General features: G+C 52.8%; 16 protein-coding genes. 7 read left to right on the top strand and 9 right to left on the bottom strand.

The window, feature by feature from the left end; translation table 11 throughout:
- Window positions 1-19: 19 nt before the first annotated feature.
- Entirely contained in the window at window positions 20-1,102 is a 1,083-nt protein-coding gene (locus GFB57_RS21955; RefSeq protein WP_008320751.1) for a hypothetical protein, read from the top strand.
- A 65-nt stretch (window positions 1,103-1,167) separates the two neighbouring features.
- Here the strand turns inward: GFB57_RS21955 and thiI are convergent, their stop codons facing one another.
- Window positions 1,168-2,616 (bottom strand): tRNA uracil 4-sulfurtransferase ThiI, encoded by a 1,449-nt coding sequence (gene thiI, locus GFB57_RS21960; protein WP_003021587.1) that lies wholly within the window; start codon window positions 2,614-2,616, stop codon window positions 1,168-1,170.
- Between the two features lie 196 nt (window positions 2,617-2,812).
- On the opposite strand from thiI, the gene xseB reads away from it, so the two are divergent.
- Genes xseB through yajO form a run of 4 tightly spaced genes read left to right on the top strand, consistent with a single transcriptional unit; the run spans window position 2,813 to window position 6,873 of the window.
- Window positions 2,813-3,055: an exodeoxyribonuclease VII small subunit gene (gene xseB, locus GFB57_RS21965; RefSeq protein WP_003021586.1), complete on the top strand. Its 243-nt coding sequence runs from the start codon at window positions 2,813-2,815 to the stop codon at window positions 3,053-3,055.
- Window positions 3,056-3,955: a (2E,6E)-farnesyl diphosphate synthase gene (gene ispA, locus GFB57_RS21970; RefSeq protein WP_003021584.1), complete on the top strand. Its 900-nt coding sequence runs from the start codon at window positions 3,056-3,058 to the stop codon at window positions 3,953-3,955.
- 24 nt (window positions 3,956-3,979) lie between these two features.
- Entirely contained in the window at window positions 3,980-5,842 is a 1,863-nt protein-coding gene (gene dxs / locus GFB57_RS21975; protein ID WP_003021581.1) for a 1-deoxy-D-xylulose-5-phosphate synthase, read from the top strand.
- 56 nt (window positions 5,843-5,898) lie between these two features.
- On the top strand, window positions 5,899-6,873 hold the full coding sequence (yajO, locus tag GFB57_RS21980) for a 1-deoxyxylulose-5-phosphate synthase YajO (protein WP_003021580.1): 975 nt from the start codon (window positions 5,899-5,901) through the stop codon (window positions 6,871-6,873).
- Window positions 6,874-6,942: 69 nt separating this feature from the next.
- On the opposite strand, the gene pgpA is transcribed toward yajO, so the two are convergent.
- The 6 genes from pgpA to nrdR all read right to left on the bottom strand — a co-directional run bounded on the left by pgpA (window position 6,943) and on the right by nrdR (window position 11,050).
- Window positions 6,943-7,461 carry a phosphatidylglycerophosphatase A gene (gene pgpA, locus GFB57_RS21985; RefSeq protein ID WP_003021578.1) on the bottom strand — a complete coding sequence of 173 codons (519 nt, stop codon included), beginning with the start codon at window positions 7,459-7,461 and terminating at the stop codon, window positions 6,943-6,945.
- Complete coding sequence (gene thiL / locus GFB57_RS21990) at window positions 7,439-8,416, bottom strand: thiamine-phosphate kinase (RefSeq protein WP_003021577.1); 978 nt, start codon at window positions 8,414-8,416, stop codon at window positions 7,439-7,441. The genes pgpA and thiL overlap by 23 nt, the downstream gene beginning before the upstream one ends.
- 77 nt (window positions 8,417-8,493) lie before the next feature.
- Entirely contained in the window at window positions 8,494-8,913 is a 420-nt protein-coding gene (gene nusB / locus GFB57_RS21995) for a transcription antitermination factor NusB (RefSeq protein WP_000801129.1), read from the bottom strand.
- Between the two features lie 19 nt (window positions 8,914-8,932).
- Window positions 8,933-9,403 carry a 6,7-dimethyl-8-ribityllumazine synthase gene (gene ribE, locus GFB57_RS22000; protein ID WP_003021575.1) on the bottom strand — a complete coding sequence of 157 codons (471 nt, stop codon included), beginning with the start codon at window positions 9,401-9,403 and terminating at the stop codon, window positions 8,933-8,935.
- Between the two features lie 90 nt (window positions 9,404-9,493).
- Window positions 9,494-10,597, bottom strand: coding sequence for a bifunctional diaminohydroxyphosphoribosylaminopyrimidine deaminase/5-amino-6-(5-phosphoribosylamino)uracil reductase RibD (gene ribD / locus GFB57_RS22005; protein ID WP_003021573.1), 1,104 nt, complete (start codon window positions 10,595-10,597; stop codon window positions 9,494-9,496).
- 3 nt (window positions 10,598-10,600) lie between these two features.
- Window positions 10,601-11,050, bottom strand: coding sequence for a transcriptional regulator NrdR (nrdR, locus tag GFB57_RS22010; RefSeq protein ID WP_003021571.1), 450 nt, complete (start codon window positions 11,048-11,050; stop codon window positions 10,601-10,603).
- 153 nt (window positions 11,051-11,203) lie between these two features.
- On the opposite strand from nrdR, the gene GFB57_RS22015 reads away from it, so the two are divergent.
- Together GFB57_RS22015 and GFB57_RS22020 are read left to right on the top strand one after the other, a co-directional pair.
- Window positions 11,204-11,743: a DUF3251 domain-containing protein gene (locus GFB57_RS22015; RefSeq protein WP_003021567.1), complete on the top strand. Its 540-nt coding sequence runs from the start codon at window positions 11,204-11,206 to the stop codon at window positions 11,741-11,743.
- A gap of 298 nt (window positions 11,744-12,041) precedes the next feature.
- Window positions 12,042-12,905 (top strand): nucleoside-specific channel-forming protein Tsx, encoded by an 864-nt coding sequence (locus GFB57_RS22020; RefSeq protein WP_003021561.1) that lies wholly within the window; start codon window positions 12,042-12,044, stop codon window positions 12,903-12,905.
- A 45-nt stretch (window positions 12,906-12,950) separates the two neighbouring features.
- Here GFB57_RS22020 and GFB57_RS22025 read toward each other — a convergent pair whose 3' ends face one another.
- Window positions 12,951-13,643 carry a YafY family protein gene (locus GFB57_RS22025; RefSeq protein WP_003021558.1) on the bottom strand — a complete coding sequence of 231 codons (693 nt, stop codon included), beginning with the start codon at window positions 13,641-13,643 and terminating at the stop codon, window positions 12,951-12,953.
- A 23-nt stretch (window positions 13,644-13,666) separates the two neighbouring features.
- Window positions 13,667-14,032: a VOC family protein gene (locus GFB57_RS22030; RefSeq protein WP_003021554.1), complete on the bottom strand. Its 366-nt coding sequence runs from the start codon at window positions 14,030-14,032 to the stop codon at window positions 13,667-13,669.
- Window positions 14,033-14,049 lie beyond the last annotated feature (17 nt).

Genomic DNA, 14,049 nt, shown 5'->3' on the forward strand with positions numbered 1-14,049 from the left:
TCCCTTATAAGGAATCATAATGAAAGGATATCTAAGTGGAGTGGCTTTACTGCTCCTTTCCGGTTATGCCACTGCGACGCAACTCGACATAAAGAGTATTGAGTATCGCTATCCCGGAAGCACTGAAATGCAATATCGCGTGCCATGGTTTTCCTCGACGGATAACCCCAAGGTTGCGAAACGTATTAACGATTATATTTTCGCAAGCTTTATCAATCAGCTACCGGGTAATAATCCACAAACAACAGTGAACCAGTTTGCGAAATCAGAGAGAAACCCCACCGCAAACCTTGACTACACGGTTGAGTATCGCGACGCCAAAGTTCTAACTCTGAACATGTTTGTCGAAGGCTGCGGGGCATATTGCGAGTCGTTCAATGTGCCGATCAGCTTTGATTTAGCCAGCGGCGCAGCCATTACCCTTAACGATCTTTTCTCCCGCTCCACGATGGGTGAATTAAACACCCGTATCAGAAAAGATATCCGTGGCCAGATTGATACCTTTGTTACGGCGCATAATTCGCAAACACCAGAACAAATAAAAGAAGAGAAAGGTGAAGTTTTCAACTACATCGAATTCTACGCATCGTGCGCAACCTACACCGACGGTTTGTACTACATCGACAAATTCTCCCTGCAAAAAGACCATCTGGCTTTCCTGAACGGGCGCTGTAGCAACCACGCCAGCCGCGCACTCGACGAGTTGGGTGATTTCACCACTAAAATCCCAACCGCGGAACTGCAAAATCGGCTCACGCCGTACGGCCAGTATCTGACTGGAGCAAAGAGTACAACACCGGTTTCGCCAGCGCCCGGCATTGACGGCAAAGTAATGTACGGCACGCTGGGAAAAAGCATGCGTATTGTGTTGAAGGTGGACTGCAAATACGGTGATTTTTTTGACGGGGCTTACTTTTACCAGAAATTTGGCGCACCGATTGAATTAACCGGCAAATGCGATACGGCCAACAATCAACATTATGAACTGAAGACATCTGCTGCTGAACAAGCGCAAGAGAAGATAACGCTGGAGTTAAAAGACGGGGTTTATCAGGGCGTCTGGGAGTCGAACGGGAAGACGCTTCCTGTGCGTTTTGAATAATATCGTTGCATTGCCGGATGGCGGCGTAACCGCCTTATCCGGCCTACAACACAGTGTTTACTCAATTACGGGCGATACACCTTCACGTTTTCAAAGCCCTGCTCGCGCAGATACAGTGCCTGCAGGCGGCTCATCACCCCGCGTTCACACCACAGCAGCCAGGTTTTACTCTGGTCCAGATCGCCGAATTTGGTGCTCAGCTTGTAGAACGGCAGAGAAACGACGTCCACGCCATCAACCTTCAGTGGTTTATCATCCTGTTCATCCACAGAACGGATATCCAGGATCACATCGTTCGGGCCGAAACCGCTCACGGTTTCCACTTCTACCACAGTTTGCTGCGTCTGCTGGGCGATATCGCGAATATCAATATTGTTCGCTTCTTCAACCACTTTATCGAGGATAGAGAAATCGAAGTTTTCTTCTTCGGCCTCAATCTTCGCTTTAACCGCTTTCACCGTCGGACTTTTTGAAATTACACCGCAGTACTCCGGCATGGTACGAGCAAAATCCTCGGTGCCAATTTCACGCGCCAGATTAATGATGTGCTCTTTATCATGGGAGATAAGTGGGCGCAGGATCAGGGTGTCTGATACGTTATCGATCAAACGCAGGTTAGTCAGCGTCTGACTGGACACCTGGCCCAGTGCTTCACCGGTTACCAGCGCCTGTACGCCGTAGCGCTCAGCGACTTTCGACGCCGCGCGAACCATCATACGCTTGAGAACCACGCCCATCTGGCCGTCATCAACTTTCTCCAGGATCTCACCGACCACCGGTTCAAAGTTGATAGCAACAAAACGCACGCGATGCGAACTACCGAAGCGATTCCACAGGTAATGCGCCACCTGGCGAACACCGATTTCATGCGCTGCCCCGCCAAGGTTGAAGAAGCAGTAGTGCACGCGGCAGCCGCGACGCATCAGCATGTAGCTTGACACGCCGGAGTCGAAACCACCGGAGATCAGCGACAGTACGTCTTCCTGCGTACCAATTGGGAAACCGCCAATACCTTCATAGCGGCCTTTAACCAGCAACAGACGGTCGTTTTCGATTTCAAGATTAACCGTCACGTCCGGCTTCGTCAGCTTCACGCGCGCGGATTCAATATGCTGGTTCAGTCCACCGCCAACATAACGTTCCACCTCAATGGAGCTAAACTCATGCTTACCACGACGCTTAACGCGTACGCAGAAGGTTTTACCTTCCAGTTGATCGCGATACTGCACCAGTGCTTTCTCGAAAATATCGTGCATATCGGTAAACGGCACGTCTTCTACTTCGAGAATGTGGTGGATCCCCGGAATACGGGTCAGCGCGTCGCGAATGTCCAGGCGCTGGCTTTCATCTTTAGCGCGAACCTCAACGTGATCCCAGTGACGGACAACAGCAAGGTCTTCATCATAGTGCTTTAAAACGTTACGAATGTTCCCTGTCAGAATTTTTATAAAGCGCAAACGCACAGATTGGCTTTTGATGGTGATTTCTGGGAACAATTTAATGATAAACTTCATGGCGGCAATGGTTCTTAGGCAAGTCTGAATGACTTGTAATGGAAAAAAATACAGCAGCCCATACCCGCGACTGCATCCAGGCGCGCAAGTATATCACCATCACGCGGCTACTGTGCACATTGCGCGTTATTTGCTTATCAGTGCGAGTCCGTTACCATAGTCTTGTGCTGCCAATACAGAGAGTCAGACATTCATTATGCCGAAGAAAAATGAAGCGCCCGCCAGTTTTGAAACCGCGCTGAGCGAGCTGGAACAAATTGTTACCCGTCTGGAAGGCGGCGACCTGCCGTTAGAAGAAGCGTTGAACGAATTCGAACGCGGCGTACAGTTGGCGCGTCAAGGACAGGTCAAATTGCAACAGGCTGAACAGCGCGTACAAATCCTGCTGTCAGATACTGAAGACGCGGCCCTTACGCCTTTTACACCGGATAATGAGTAAATGGATTTTACGCAGCAGCTACAGGCTTGCGTTGAGCAGGCCAACCAGGCACTGAGCCGTTTTATCGCGCCACTGCCCTTTCAGAACACTCCCGTGGTCGAAACCATGCAATATGGCGCATTATTAGGCGGTAAACGCCTGCGCCCGTTCCTGGTGTATGCGACCGGTCAGATGTTTGGTGTCAGCCTGAGTACGCTTGATGCTCCCGCTGCCGCCGTCGAATGCATTCACGCCTATTCGCTGATGCACGATGATTTACCCGCGATGGACGACGATGACCTGCGCCGCGGTCTGCCGACTTGCCACGTAAAATTTGGTGAGGCAAACGCGATCCTGGCCGGAGATGCGCTGCAAACGCTGGCATTCTCCATTATCAGCGACGCTCCAATGCCGGAAGTATCTGACCGTGACCGCATCGCGATGATCTCTGAACTGGCTCAGGCCAGTGGTATCGCCGGTATGTGCGGCGGTCAGGCACTGGATCTGGAAGCTGAAGGTCATCAGGTTGAGCTGGATGCGCTGGAGCGTATTCACCGCCATAAAACCGGGGCATTGATTCGCGCCGCCGTACGTCTGGGAGCATTAAGCGCAGGCGATAAAGGGCGAGAATGCCTGGCAATACTCGACAAATACGCAGAAAGCATCGGTCTGGCCTTCCAGGTTCAGGATGACATCCTGGATGTGGTAGGCGATACTGCAACATTGGGTAAACGTCAGGGTGCTGACCAGCAGCTTGGCAAAAGTACCTATCCTGCACTTCTGGGTCTTGAGCAAGCCCAGAATAAAGCCCGGGATTTAATCGAGGATGCCCGCCAGTCGCTAAGTTTGCTGGCCGCACAGTCACTCGATACCTCGGCACTGGAAGCGCTAGCGGACTACATAATCCAGCGTGATAAATAAACCAACATATCCCATGAGCTTGCGATGAGTTTTGATATAGCCAAATACCCGACCCTGGCGCTGGTCGACTCCACCCAGGAGTTACGTCTGCTGCCAAAAGAGAGCCTGCCAAAGCTTTGCGACGAACTGCGCCGCTATTTGCTCGACAGCGTAAGCCGTTCCAGCGGGCACTTCGCCTCTGGTCTGGGCACGGTGGAACTCACCGTCGCGCTGCACTATGTCTACAATACCCCGTTTGACCAGTTAATCTGGGATGTAGGACATCAGGCTTACCCGCACAAAATACTGACCGGACGCCGTGATAAAATCGGCACCATTCGTCAGAAAGGCGGTTTGCATCCGTTCCCGTGGCGCGGTGAGAGCGAGTATGACGTACTGAGCGTTGGGCACTCTTCAACCTCCATTAGCGCAGGTATCGGTATTGCGGTTGCCGCTGAGAAAGAAGGCAAAGAACGTCGTACCGTATGTGTGATTGGCGACGGCGCTATCACCGCCGGGATGGCGTTTGAAGCGATGAACCACGCAGGCGATATTAAGCCCGACATGCTGGTTATCCTCAACGACAATGAAATGTCGATTTCAGAGAACGTTGGCGCGCTGAACAATCATCTGGCGCAACTACTCTCTGGCAAACTCTACTCCTCGCTGCGCGAAGGCGGGAAAAAAGTCTTCTCCGGCGTGCCGCCGATTAAAGAGCTGCTCAAACGTACCGAAGAACACATTAAAGGCATGGTTGTGCCGGGTACGCTGTTTGAAGAACTGGGCTTTAACTATATCGGTCCGGTGGACGGTCACGACGTGCTGGGGCTTATCACCACACTGAAGAACATGCGCGATCTGAAAGGCCCGCAGTTCCTGCACATCATGACCAAAAAAGGTCGTGGTTACGAGCCAGCAGAAAAAGATCCAATCACCTTCCACGCGGTACCAAAATTCGATCCGTCCAGCGGATGCCTGCCGAAAAGCAGCGGCGGCCTGCCGAGCTATTCAAAAATCTTCGGTGACTGGCTGTGCGAAACCGCGGCGAAAGACAATAAGCTGATGGCAATCACCCCGGCGATGCGCGAAGGCTCCGGTATGGTGGAATTTTCACGTAAGTTTCCGGACCGCTACTTCGATGTGGCGATCGCCGAACAGCACGCGGTGACGTTTGCTGCCGGTCTGGCGATTGGCGGCTATAAGCCGGTCGTGGCTATTTACTCGACCTTCCTGCAGCGCGCCTACGATCAGGTGCTGCATGATGTCGCCATCCAGAAACTGCCGGTCCTGTTCGCCGTTGACCGGGCAGGAATTGTTGGCGCAGATGGACAAACCCATCAAGGGGCGTTCGATCTTTCCTTCCTGCGCTGCATCCCGGAAATGGTCATTATGACCCCGAGTGATGAAAACGAATGCCGCCAGATGCTGTTCACCGGCTATCACTACAACGACGGTCCAACGGTCGTGCGTTATCCGCGAGGTAACGCGGTGGGCGTAGAGTTGACCCCGCTGGAACAACTGCCTATCGGGAAAGGTATAGTGAGACGTCACGGGGAGAAAGTGGCAATTCTCAACTTCGGTACCCTGATGCCGGAAGCCGCTCAGGTCGCAGAGTCGATGAACGCCACGCTGGTCGATATGCGTTTTGTGAAACCCCTGGATGAAACGTTGATCCTTGAAATGGCTGCCCAACACGAGGTGCTGGTTACCATTGAAGAGAACGCCATTATGGGTGGTGCTGGCAGCGGTGTAAACGAAGTGCTGATGGCCCATCGTAAGCCCGTCCCGGTGCTGAACATTGGCCTACCAGACTTCTTCATCCCGCAGGGAACTCAGGATGAAGCTCGCGCCGATCTGGGTCTGAATGCCGTCGGAATTGAGGCCAAAATCAAGGCCTGGCTGGCATAATCCTCTCCCCGCTCCTGCTATGCTTAATTCATCACGAGCTAAGCAGGAGTGGATTGATGAAATACAACATCTTAGGAAAAACCGACCTACGGGTCTCCCGCCTTTGCCTGGGCTGCATGACGTTTGGCGAGCCTAATCGCGGCAATCACGCCTGGACGCTACCTGAAGAAAGCAGCCGCCCGATAATCAAACACGCCCTTGAGGGCGGCATTAACTTTTTCGATACCGCCAACAGCTACTCCGCTGGCAGTAGCGAAGAGATTGTCGGTCGCGCGCTGCGTGATTTCGCCCGCCGCGAAGATGTCGTGGTCGCTACCAAGGTTTTTCACCAGGTTGATGATTTAGCAGAAGGATTATCCCGCGCACAAATCCTGCGCTCAATCGACGACAGCCTCAGACGTCTGGGTATGGACTATGTCGACATCCTGCAAATTCACCGCTGGGATTACAACACACCTATTGAAGAAACCCTTGAGGCTCTAAACGACGTCGTGAAAGCCGGTAAAGCGCGCTATATCGGCGCCTCCTCCATGCACGCTTCGCAATTTGCTCAGGCGCTGGCCTTACAGAAGCAACACGGCTGGGCGCAGTTCGTTAGCATGCAGGATCACTACAATCTGATCTACCGCGAAGAAGAACGCGAAATGCTGCCACTGTGCTACGAGGAAGGCGTGGCAGTGATCCCCTGGAGTCCACTGGCACGTGGACGCCTGACGCGCCCATGGGGAGAAACGACAGCACGTCTGGTTTCCGATGAAGTCGGTAAAAATTTGTACAACGAGAGCGATGAAAACGACGCGCAAATTGCCGCACGGCTGACCGGCGTCAGTGAGGAACTGGGCGTAACGCGCGCGCAGGTTGCGCTGGCCTGGCTGCTGAGCAAACCGGGTGTGGCAGCGCCGATTATCGGTACATCGCGCGAGGAACAGCTGGATGAGTTGCTCAATGCGGTGGATTTAACGCTGAAGCCGCAGCAGATTGCCGAGCTGGAAACACCGTACAAACAGCATCCGGTGGTGGGATTTAAATAAGTATTGGCGATGGCTAATTGTAGGCCGGATAATCATAGCGCATCCGGCCTACAACAGCCCCCAAAAGGGTTAAATGATACCTACCGGCCAGTGATGACCGATAAAATACAAAATTCCGGCAGAGAGTATTCCGGCCACAATATCGTCGATCATGATCCCCGTCCCGCCATGCACGTTGCGATCGAACCAACGAATCGGCCACGGCTTCCACATATCCAGAATACGGAAAATCACAAATCCGGCGGCAACCCACTGCCAGTCATTGGTCGGCAGCGCCATCAGGGTAATCCACATCCCGACAAACTCGTCCCAGACAATGCTACCGTGATCGTGCACACCCATATCTTTCGCCGTTTGATGGCACAGATAAACGCCGATACAGATAGATAACATCACCACCAGTGAATACAGCTGCCACGGTAGAAAGGTCATTAAATACCAAAAAGGGATCGCCGCCAGCGATCCCATCGTGCCAGGAACAATTGGGCTCAGCCCGCTGCCAAAACCGGTGGCTAACAGGTGCCACGGATTGCGCATACTCAGGCGGCTTTTGGCGACATCTTTTTTAAGGCGCGGCAAAATGGTCATATCCTTTCCAGTCAAACGTGACGAATTTTCCATCGCGCGTAAAGTGAATGCCTTCCACGTCTGCGCTCATCTGCCCAATGCAGGTAAACGCTGCGCCGAGATTTCCCAGCGCCACGTCCAGCGCACCACGGTTAATTTCCGGTACGGTAAAGCATAACTCATAATCTTCACCGCCCGAGAGCGCCCAGCGTAGGGCCTGTTCCGGCTCAACATGCCGGGCGAATGCCGTGGAGTAAGGCAGCGCATCGACGTTAACCCGCGCGCCACAGCCGCTGGCATTAACGATATGCCCCAGATCGGAAATCAGGCCATCGGAGATATCGATAGCCGCACTGGCCAGATCGCGCAGGGCTTGTCCCTGTAAAATACGCGGCGTGGGACGCAGATGGCGTTTAAGCAGATAGTGTGCGTCTTTTGCATCTCCAACCTGCAACCGATTCTGTAAAATCGCCAGCCCCGCCGCGCTGTCTCCCGGCGTACCGGTAACATAAATCCAGTCCCCCGGCTTCGCACCAGAGCGTTTTAAGGCCCGCCCAATGGGGACGTAGCCATGGATACCCAACGTCATCGACAGTGGCCCACGCGTGGTGTCACCGCCAATCAGCTGCATATCATAGTAATTAAGGAGTTCAAACAGGCCATCGCTGAAGGCTTCAAGCCAGGCTTCATCAACGTCAGGTAACGTGAGTGCCAGCGTCAACCACGCAGGATCGGCCCCCATCGCCGCCAGATCGCTCAAATTCACCGCCAGTGCTTTCCAGGCGAGATCGGTGGGATCAATGTCGGGGAGGAAGTGATTGCCTGCCACCAGCGTATCGGTACTGATCGCCAGCGTCTGTTTTTCAGGGATATTCAGGAGTGCGCAGTCGTCACCAATACCGGTTTCGACATCAAGACGAGACGTTCTTACGCGGTCAAAATAACGGGCAATCAGGGAAAACTCGCCGCATGCCATACGTTATGCCTCAGCAGAAAAAAAAGAAAAAGCCGGGGACAGCGGAAACAGGTTCCACCATCCAGCCGGCCTCGGGATTACTTTTTGTTGGGGCGAATCACAGGTGCTGCTTTATCCAGTACGCCGTTCACGAATTTATGGCTATCTTCAGCGCCGAAGGTTTTCGCCAGTTCAATCGCTTCGTTGATGGCCACTTTGTACGGCACATCACTACGTTTAGACAGTTCAAACAGCGCAATACGCAGTACGGCTTTTTCTACCTGACCCAGCTCTTCTAACAGACGAGACAGGTAAGGCTTCATTAATCCATCCAGGTACGCGCTGTTAGTCGCCACCCCGGACAGCAGTTCGCGGAAATACAGAACGTCGACATCTTTAACGTCCTGTTCCGCCAGGAACTGGTATTCAACATCAGCGATGTCGTTCTGGGACAACTGCCAGGAGTAGAGCGCCTGGACGGCACACTCACGGGCGCGGCGACGAGCAGCAGGTTTCACGGATTTCCCCTTACAAAAATCAGGCCTTAATGGCTTTCAATACATTAATCATTTCAAGCGCAGTCAGTGCTGCTTCTGCGCCTTTGTTGCCGGCTTTAGTGCCAGCACGTTCGATGGCTTGTTCAATACTTTCGGTGGTCAGAACACCGAAGGCTACCGGAATGCCACTGTCCTGAGCGACATGCGCCAGGCCATTACTTGCACCGCCAGCCACATATTCGAAGTGCGCGGTACCGCCACGGATCACCGTACCGAGCGCAATCACCGCGTCGTATTTACCGGTTTTTGCCAGTGCGTCAGCGGCCAGCGGCAGCTCATATGCACCTGGAACCCAAACAACGGTAATGTTTTCATCTTTAACCTGGCCAATACGTTTCAGGGCGTCGATAGCCCCTTCCAGCAGGCTGTCATTGATAAAGTTGTTGAAACGCGCAATGGTGATGGCGACGCGAGCGTCCGGGGTAGCAACGTTAGCTTCAATAATGTTCATATTCTTCCTTCGGGTTCGATTTATGGCCCCGTAAGGGGGGCGGATTTTATCATAATATTCTGTGCGCTGCTTCCTCTAAATCAGAAAGCCTCACGCAGTCGTTAAATGCAGGCAAACGTCCGGGCCCACCTGGCGTATCTCATTGAATTTGAAATGGGGTGCGTCAGCCAGTTTCTCAAGGCCTGGAAGCACACATAATCCACGCGCATCGCTGCCTAACAGTTTAGGCGCAACATACACGATTAGCTCATCGACCAAACCGGCCTGTAATAATGCCCCCGCGAGCGTTGGGCCTGCCTCAACCCAAATACTGTTAATTTGCTGTTTGCCCAGTTGCATCATCAGCACCACCAGATCCAGATGCCCGTTATGTTCCGGCACCTTCAGGCTACGAACCGTCTCCGGCCAGCTACGGGGGTCGTCTTCAGTCCGGACAATCCAGGTTTCTCCAGGCTGTTGGACAATACGGTGCTCCGGCGTGACCTGATTCTGGCTATCCAGAACAATGCGGATTGGTTGGCGCAACTCTTCCTGCGGGTAACTCGCCTGAGTTGACTCCCCAAGCTCCGACCAACGCACGGTAAGCTGAGGGTCGTCTGCCAGCACCGTAGCACTGCTGGTTAAAATGGCATGGCTTTGCGCGCGCAAGCGTTGCACATCGCGGCGCGCCTGTGGTGAGGTAATCCACTGGCTTTCACCGCTGGCCATCGCCGTACGGCCATCAAGCGACGCGCCAAGCTTAAGCTGCAGATACGGGAATCCCGTACGCATGCGCTTGAGAAAGCCTTTATTCAGTTGCTCAACTTCGCTCATCATCAGCCCGTGGCTGACGTCGATGCCCGCCTGCTGCAAACGGTAGAGCCCACGTCCTGCGACCTGCGGATTGGGATCCTGCATCGCCGCAACCACACGCGATACACCCGCCGCAATCAGCGCATCGCAACACGGCGGCGTGCGACCATGATGACTACAGGGTTCAAGCGTCACATAGGCCGTTGCCCCTTGCGCTTTTTCTCCAGCCATCCGCAGAGCATGAACTTCGGCATGCGGTTCGCCCGCACGGTGGTGATATCCTTCACCGACGATCTCCCCATCCTTCACAATCACGCAGCCCACGTTGGGGTTGGGGTGAGTGGTAAAACGTCCGCGCGCAGCAAGCTTCAGCGCACGCGCCATGTACAATTCATCCTGCATGGCTTAGTCCTGTAGGCGAGCAATCTCTTCGCCAAATTCTTTGATGTCTTCGAAACTCCGGTAGACAGAGGCAAAGCGGATGTAGGCGACTTTATCGAGCTTTTTCAACTGCTCCATCACCAGGTTGCCAATCATCTTGCTCGGCACCTCACGCTCACCAGTCGCACGCAGCTGTGATTTGATATGGTTTAACGCCATTTCGACGTCATCCGCGCTAACAGGCCGTTTCTCAAGCGCTCTGAGCATGCCGCTACGCAGCTTTTCTTCATTAAAGGGTTCACGCACGTCGTTGCTTTTCACAACGCGCGGCATGACAAGTTCAGCCACTTCAAAAGTGGTGAAACGTTCGTTACAGACCAGACACTGCCGACGGCGGCGTACCGAGGAGCCCTCGCCTACAAGACGAGAGTCAATTACCTTAGTGTCTACGGCGAAACAGAATGGGCAATGCATACGGCGTCCTGTACCTCAGTGGTTAACAGAATCTATTTTACCCTGAACTGCCGTGACAACAAAGGCACTGCGCTTTTGAGACAAAGGATCGATGCCTTCGTGCTCAGTCCACACTACCATTATGCTATCGCGACAATGAAGGAAGTAATCACAATGACAAGACGTTACCTAAGAATTCTCCTGGTGGGAAGTCTCTTTAGTCTTAGTGCCTGCGCACAGCAAAGCGAAGTACGCCAGATGCATCAAAGCGTTAGCACATTGAATAAAGAGATGGCGCAGCTTAATCAGGAAACAGTAAAAATTACGCAACAAAATATGTTGAATGCAAAATCAACCAGCGGCGTCTATCTGCTACCGGGTTCCAAAACTCCGGCACGGCTGGACAGCCAGATTGGCACTTTACGCATGTCGCTGGTAAACATTGCACCGAACGCGGATGGTACGCGCCTGACGCTACGGATTCAGGGTGAATCCAACACGCCTTTACCCGCCTTTAGCGCCACCGTCGAGTACGGGCAAATTCAGGGCACCACGGACAATTATCAGGAAGTGAACGTTCACAACCAGTTGGTCAACGCTCCGGCGAGTATTCTTGCTCCCAGCGACGTAGACATTCCGTTGCAGATAAATGGCCTCACTCCAGATCAGTTAGGATTTGTTCGCATCCACGACATCCAGCCTGTTAGCCAATAAACTTTTTTGCGGAACGTTTTGTGCGTTCCGCAACATCACTCCGCTCCATTTTGTTACTCCCCTGACATAACCGATATTTCTGGTAAAACTTGGCAACATTCATGAGAGCCAGTACAATTCGCCGCCTAAAGTACGCAAACGTGAACGCAATCGATTACGTAAATGATAGAACTGTGAAACAAGACATATTTTTGTGAACAATGATTTTTATAATAGGCTCCGAAGAATTACGAAATATTTAGAAACGCAAATTGCGCATTTTTCACTCCCGAAAGGGATTTCAAACAGTGGCATACATATGAAAAAAACATTACTTGCAGCCGGTGCAGTGCTGGCGCTCTCCTCGTCTTTTACTGCCAACGCAGCAGAAAATGACAAACCGCAATATCTGTCCGACTGGTGGCACCAGAGCGTTAACGTGGTGGGTAGCTATCACACCCGTTTCTCTCCGAAACTGAACAACGACGTGTATCTGGAATACGAAGCATTTGCCAAAAAAGACTGGTTTGATTTCTATGGCTACATCGATATTCCGAAAACCTTCGACTGGGGTAACGGCAACGATAAAGGTATCTGGTCTGACGGTTCCCCGTTGTTTATGGAAATCGAACCGCGTTTCTCCATCGATAAACTGACCGGTGCTGACCTGAGCTTTGGTCCGTTCAAAGAATGGTATTTCGCCAACAACTACATCTACGACATGGGTGATAACAAAGCCAGCCGCCAGAGCACCTGGTATATGGGTCTGGGTACCGATATCGATACCGGTCTGCCGATGGGTTTGTCCCTGAACGTCTATGCTAAATACCAGTGGCAAAACTATGGCGCATCCAACGAAAACGAGTGGGATGGCTACCGTTTCAAAGTGAAATACTTTGTGCCGATCACCCAGGTTTGGGGCGGCCAGCTGACCTACATCGGCTTCACCAACTTCGACTGGGGCTCAGATTTGGGTGATGACCCGAACCGCACCAGCAACTCTATCGCTTCCAGCCACGTCCTGGCGCTGAACTACGATCACTGGCACTACTCTGTCGTAGCGCGTTACTTCCATAACGGCGGTCAGTGGAAAGGTGGGGATACTCTGAACTGGGGCGAAGGCGACTTCAGCGCGAAATCTACCGGTTGGGGTGGTTACCTGGTCGTAGGTTACAACTTCTAATCCAGACAATTTATCGCAAACAAGCCAGCTTAACCGCTGGCTTTTTTATGGCTGGTCTTCACAGCGTACTTTACGTAAAAAGTCACTTAGCGAACGATCCGCAGATTCGCGAAAGTGCCTGTCGAGTGGCGTGATCTTCAGACATCGATCAACGCGAAAACAACGATAATCATCACGCTTCTCGCACCAGCCAACCAGCAGCCAGTGCTCGCCCCAGAAAAATAATCCCAGCGGCTGAACGTCGCGCCACGAGAGGTTCCCGGACTCATCGCGATAATGCAGCGCCAGCACCTGCTGAGCTGAAACCGCGCGATGTATGAGATCGAACGCACTGCGTGAATGCGGCTGATTACCAAAATCTGGCGCGAAAATCCGCGTTTGCTCGGCTCTGCGCCGACTCTCTGGCGGCAATATCGCCAACACTTTTTCCTGTGCTGATTCCAGCGCCTGTGAGAGTGAATCCCCGCCCCATGTTTTCAGCAACCGAATCGCTACCATCAACGCTTCTGATTCGTGCTGGGTTAACATCAACGGCGGCAAATCAAACCCCGCCATTAAGCGGTATCCACTGCCCACTTCGCCTTCAATGGGCACGCCGGATAAAGAGAGATCGCGGATATCGCGATAAATCGTCCGTTCAGAAACTTCAAGACGTTCTGCCAGCAGCGCCGCCGTTGTCACTCGCCTGCCACGCAGGATTTGTACAATCTGAAACAAGCGGTCGGCGCGTCTGCTCATTTTAATCCTCAGTGCTGAAAATATTACGCGGGTTGATGTAAACCAACACGATTGCCTTCGCTGTCAGTAAATAGCGCAATCGTACCAATATCCTGCCCCAGTTCGAGTGGGCCAAACACACACTGACCGCCAGCAGTGGCGACGCGTTCAAGCGTTGCCGCCAAATCGTCCGTATGCAGATAAATAATAGCGCCCTGCGCTGAAGGAGTAATACCGTCAAATTTAGCCAGCGCCCCGCCGGGAGCGGGATCCTGATGCGGAAATACGGCCAGCTCAGCGCAGTCCATATTTTCCCGACGCAAAGAAACCTGCATCACTGGTTCATAAAAAGCGATGGCGCGATCCATTTGTGCTACAGGGATTTCAAACCAATTAATTACGTTGCTCATACTTCCTCCTGCCTATA

Origin of the sequence: Citrobacter sp. S39, from assembly GCF_009495675.1 — a bacterium.
Taxonomy (GTDB): Bacteria; Pseudomonadota; Gammaproteobacteria; order Enterobacterales; family Enterobacteriaceae; genus Citrobacter; species Citrobacter freundii.

What these genes read in the sequence shown, in the direction of transcription:
- GFB57_RS21955 (WP_008320751.1), top strand. Translation starts at nt 20, where the DNA reads ATGAAAGGATATCTAAGTGGAGTGGCTTTACTGCTCCTTTCCGGTTAT.
- thiI (WP_003021587.1), bottom strand. Translation starts at nt 2,616, where the DNA reads ATGAAGTTTATCATTAAATTGTTCCCAGAAATCACCATCAAAAGCCAA.
- xseB (WP_003021586.1), top strand. Translation starts at nt 2,813, where the DNA reads ATGCCGAAGAAAAATGAAGCGCCCGCCAGTTTTGAAACCGCGCTGAGC.
- ispA (WP_003021584.1), top strand. Translation starts at nt 3,056, where the DNA reads ATGGATTTTACGCAGCAGCTACAGGCTTGCGTTGAGCAGGCCAACCAG.
- dxs (WP_003021581.1), top strand. Translation starts at nt 3,980, where the DNA reads ATGAGTTTTGATATAGCCAAATACCCGACCCTGGCGCTGGTCGACTCC.
- yajO (WP_003021580.1), top strand. Translation starts at nt 5,899, where the DNA reads ATGAAATACAACATCTTAGGAAAAACCGACCTACGGGTCTCCCGCCTT.
- pgpA (WP_003021578.1), bottom strand. Translation starts at nt 7,461, where the DNA reads ATGACCATTTTGCCGCGCCTTAAAAAAGATGTCGCCAAAAGCCGCCTG.
- thiL (WP_003021577.1), bottom strand. Translation starts at nt 8,416, where the DNA reads ATGGCATGCGGCGAGTTTTCCCTGATTGCCCGTTATTTTGACCGCGTA.
- ribE (WP_003021575.1), bottom strand. Translation starts at nt 9,403, where the DNA reads ATGAACATTATTGAAGCTAACGTTGCTACCCCGGACGCTCGCGTCGCC.
- ribD (WP_003021573.1), bottom strand. Translation starts at nt 10,597, where the DNA reads ATGCAGGATGAATTGTACATGGCGCGTGCGCTGAAGCTTGCTGCGCGC.
- nrdR (WP_003021571.1), bottom strand. Translation starts at nt 11,050, where the DNA reads ATGCATTGCCCATTCTGTTTCGCCGTAGACACTAAGGTAATTGACTCT.
- GFB57_RS22015 (WP_003021567.1), top strand. Translation starts at nt 11,204, where the DNA reads ATGACAAGACGTTACCTAAGAATTCTCCTGGTGGGAAGTCTCTTTAGT.
- GFB57_RS22020 (WP_003021561.1), top strand. Translation starts at nt 12,042, where the DNA reads ATGAAAAAAACATTACTTGCAGCCGGTGCAGTGCTGGCGCTCTCCTCG.
- GFB57_RS22025 (WP_003021558.1), bottom strand. Translation starts at nt 13,643, where the DNA reads ATGAGCAGACGCGCCGACCGCTTGTTTCAGATTGTACAAATCCTGCGT.
- GFB57_RS22030 (WP_003021554.1), bottom strand. Translation starts at nt 14,032, where the DNA reads ATGAGCAACGTAATTAATTGGTTTGAAATCCCTGTAGCACAAATGGAT.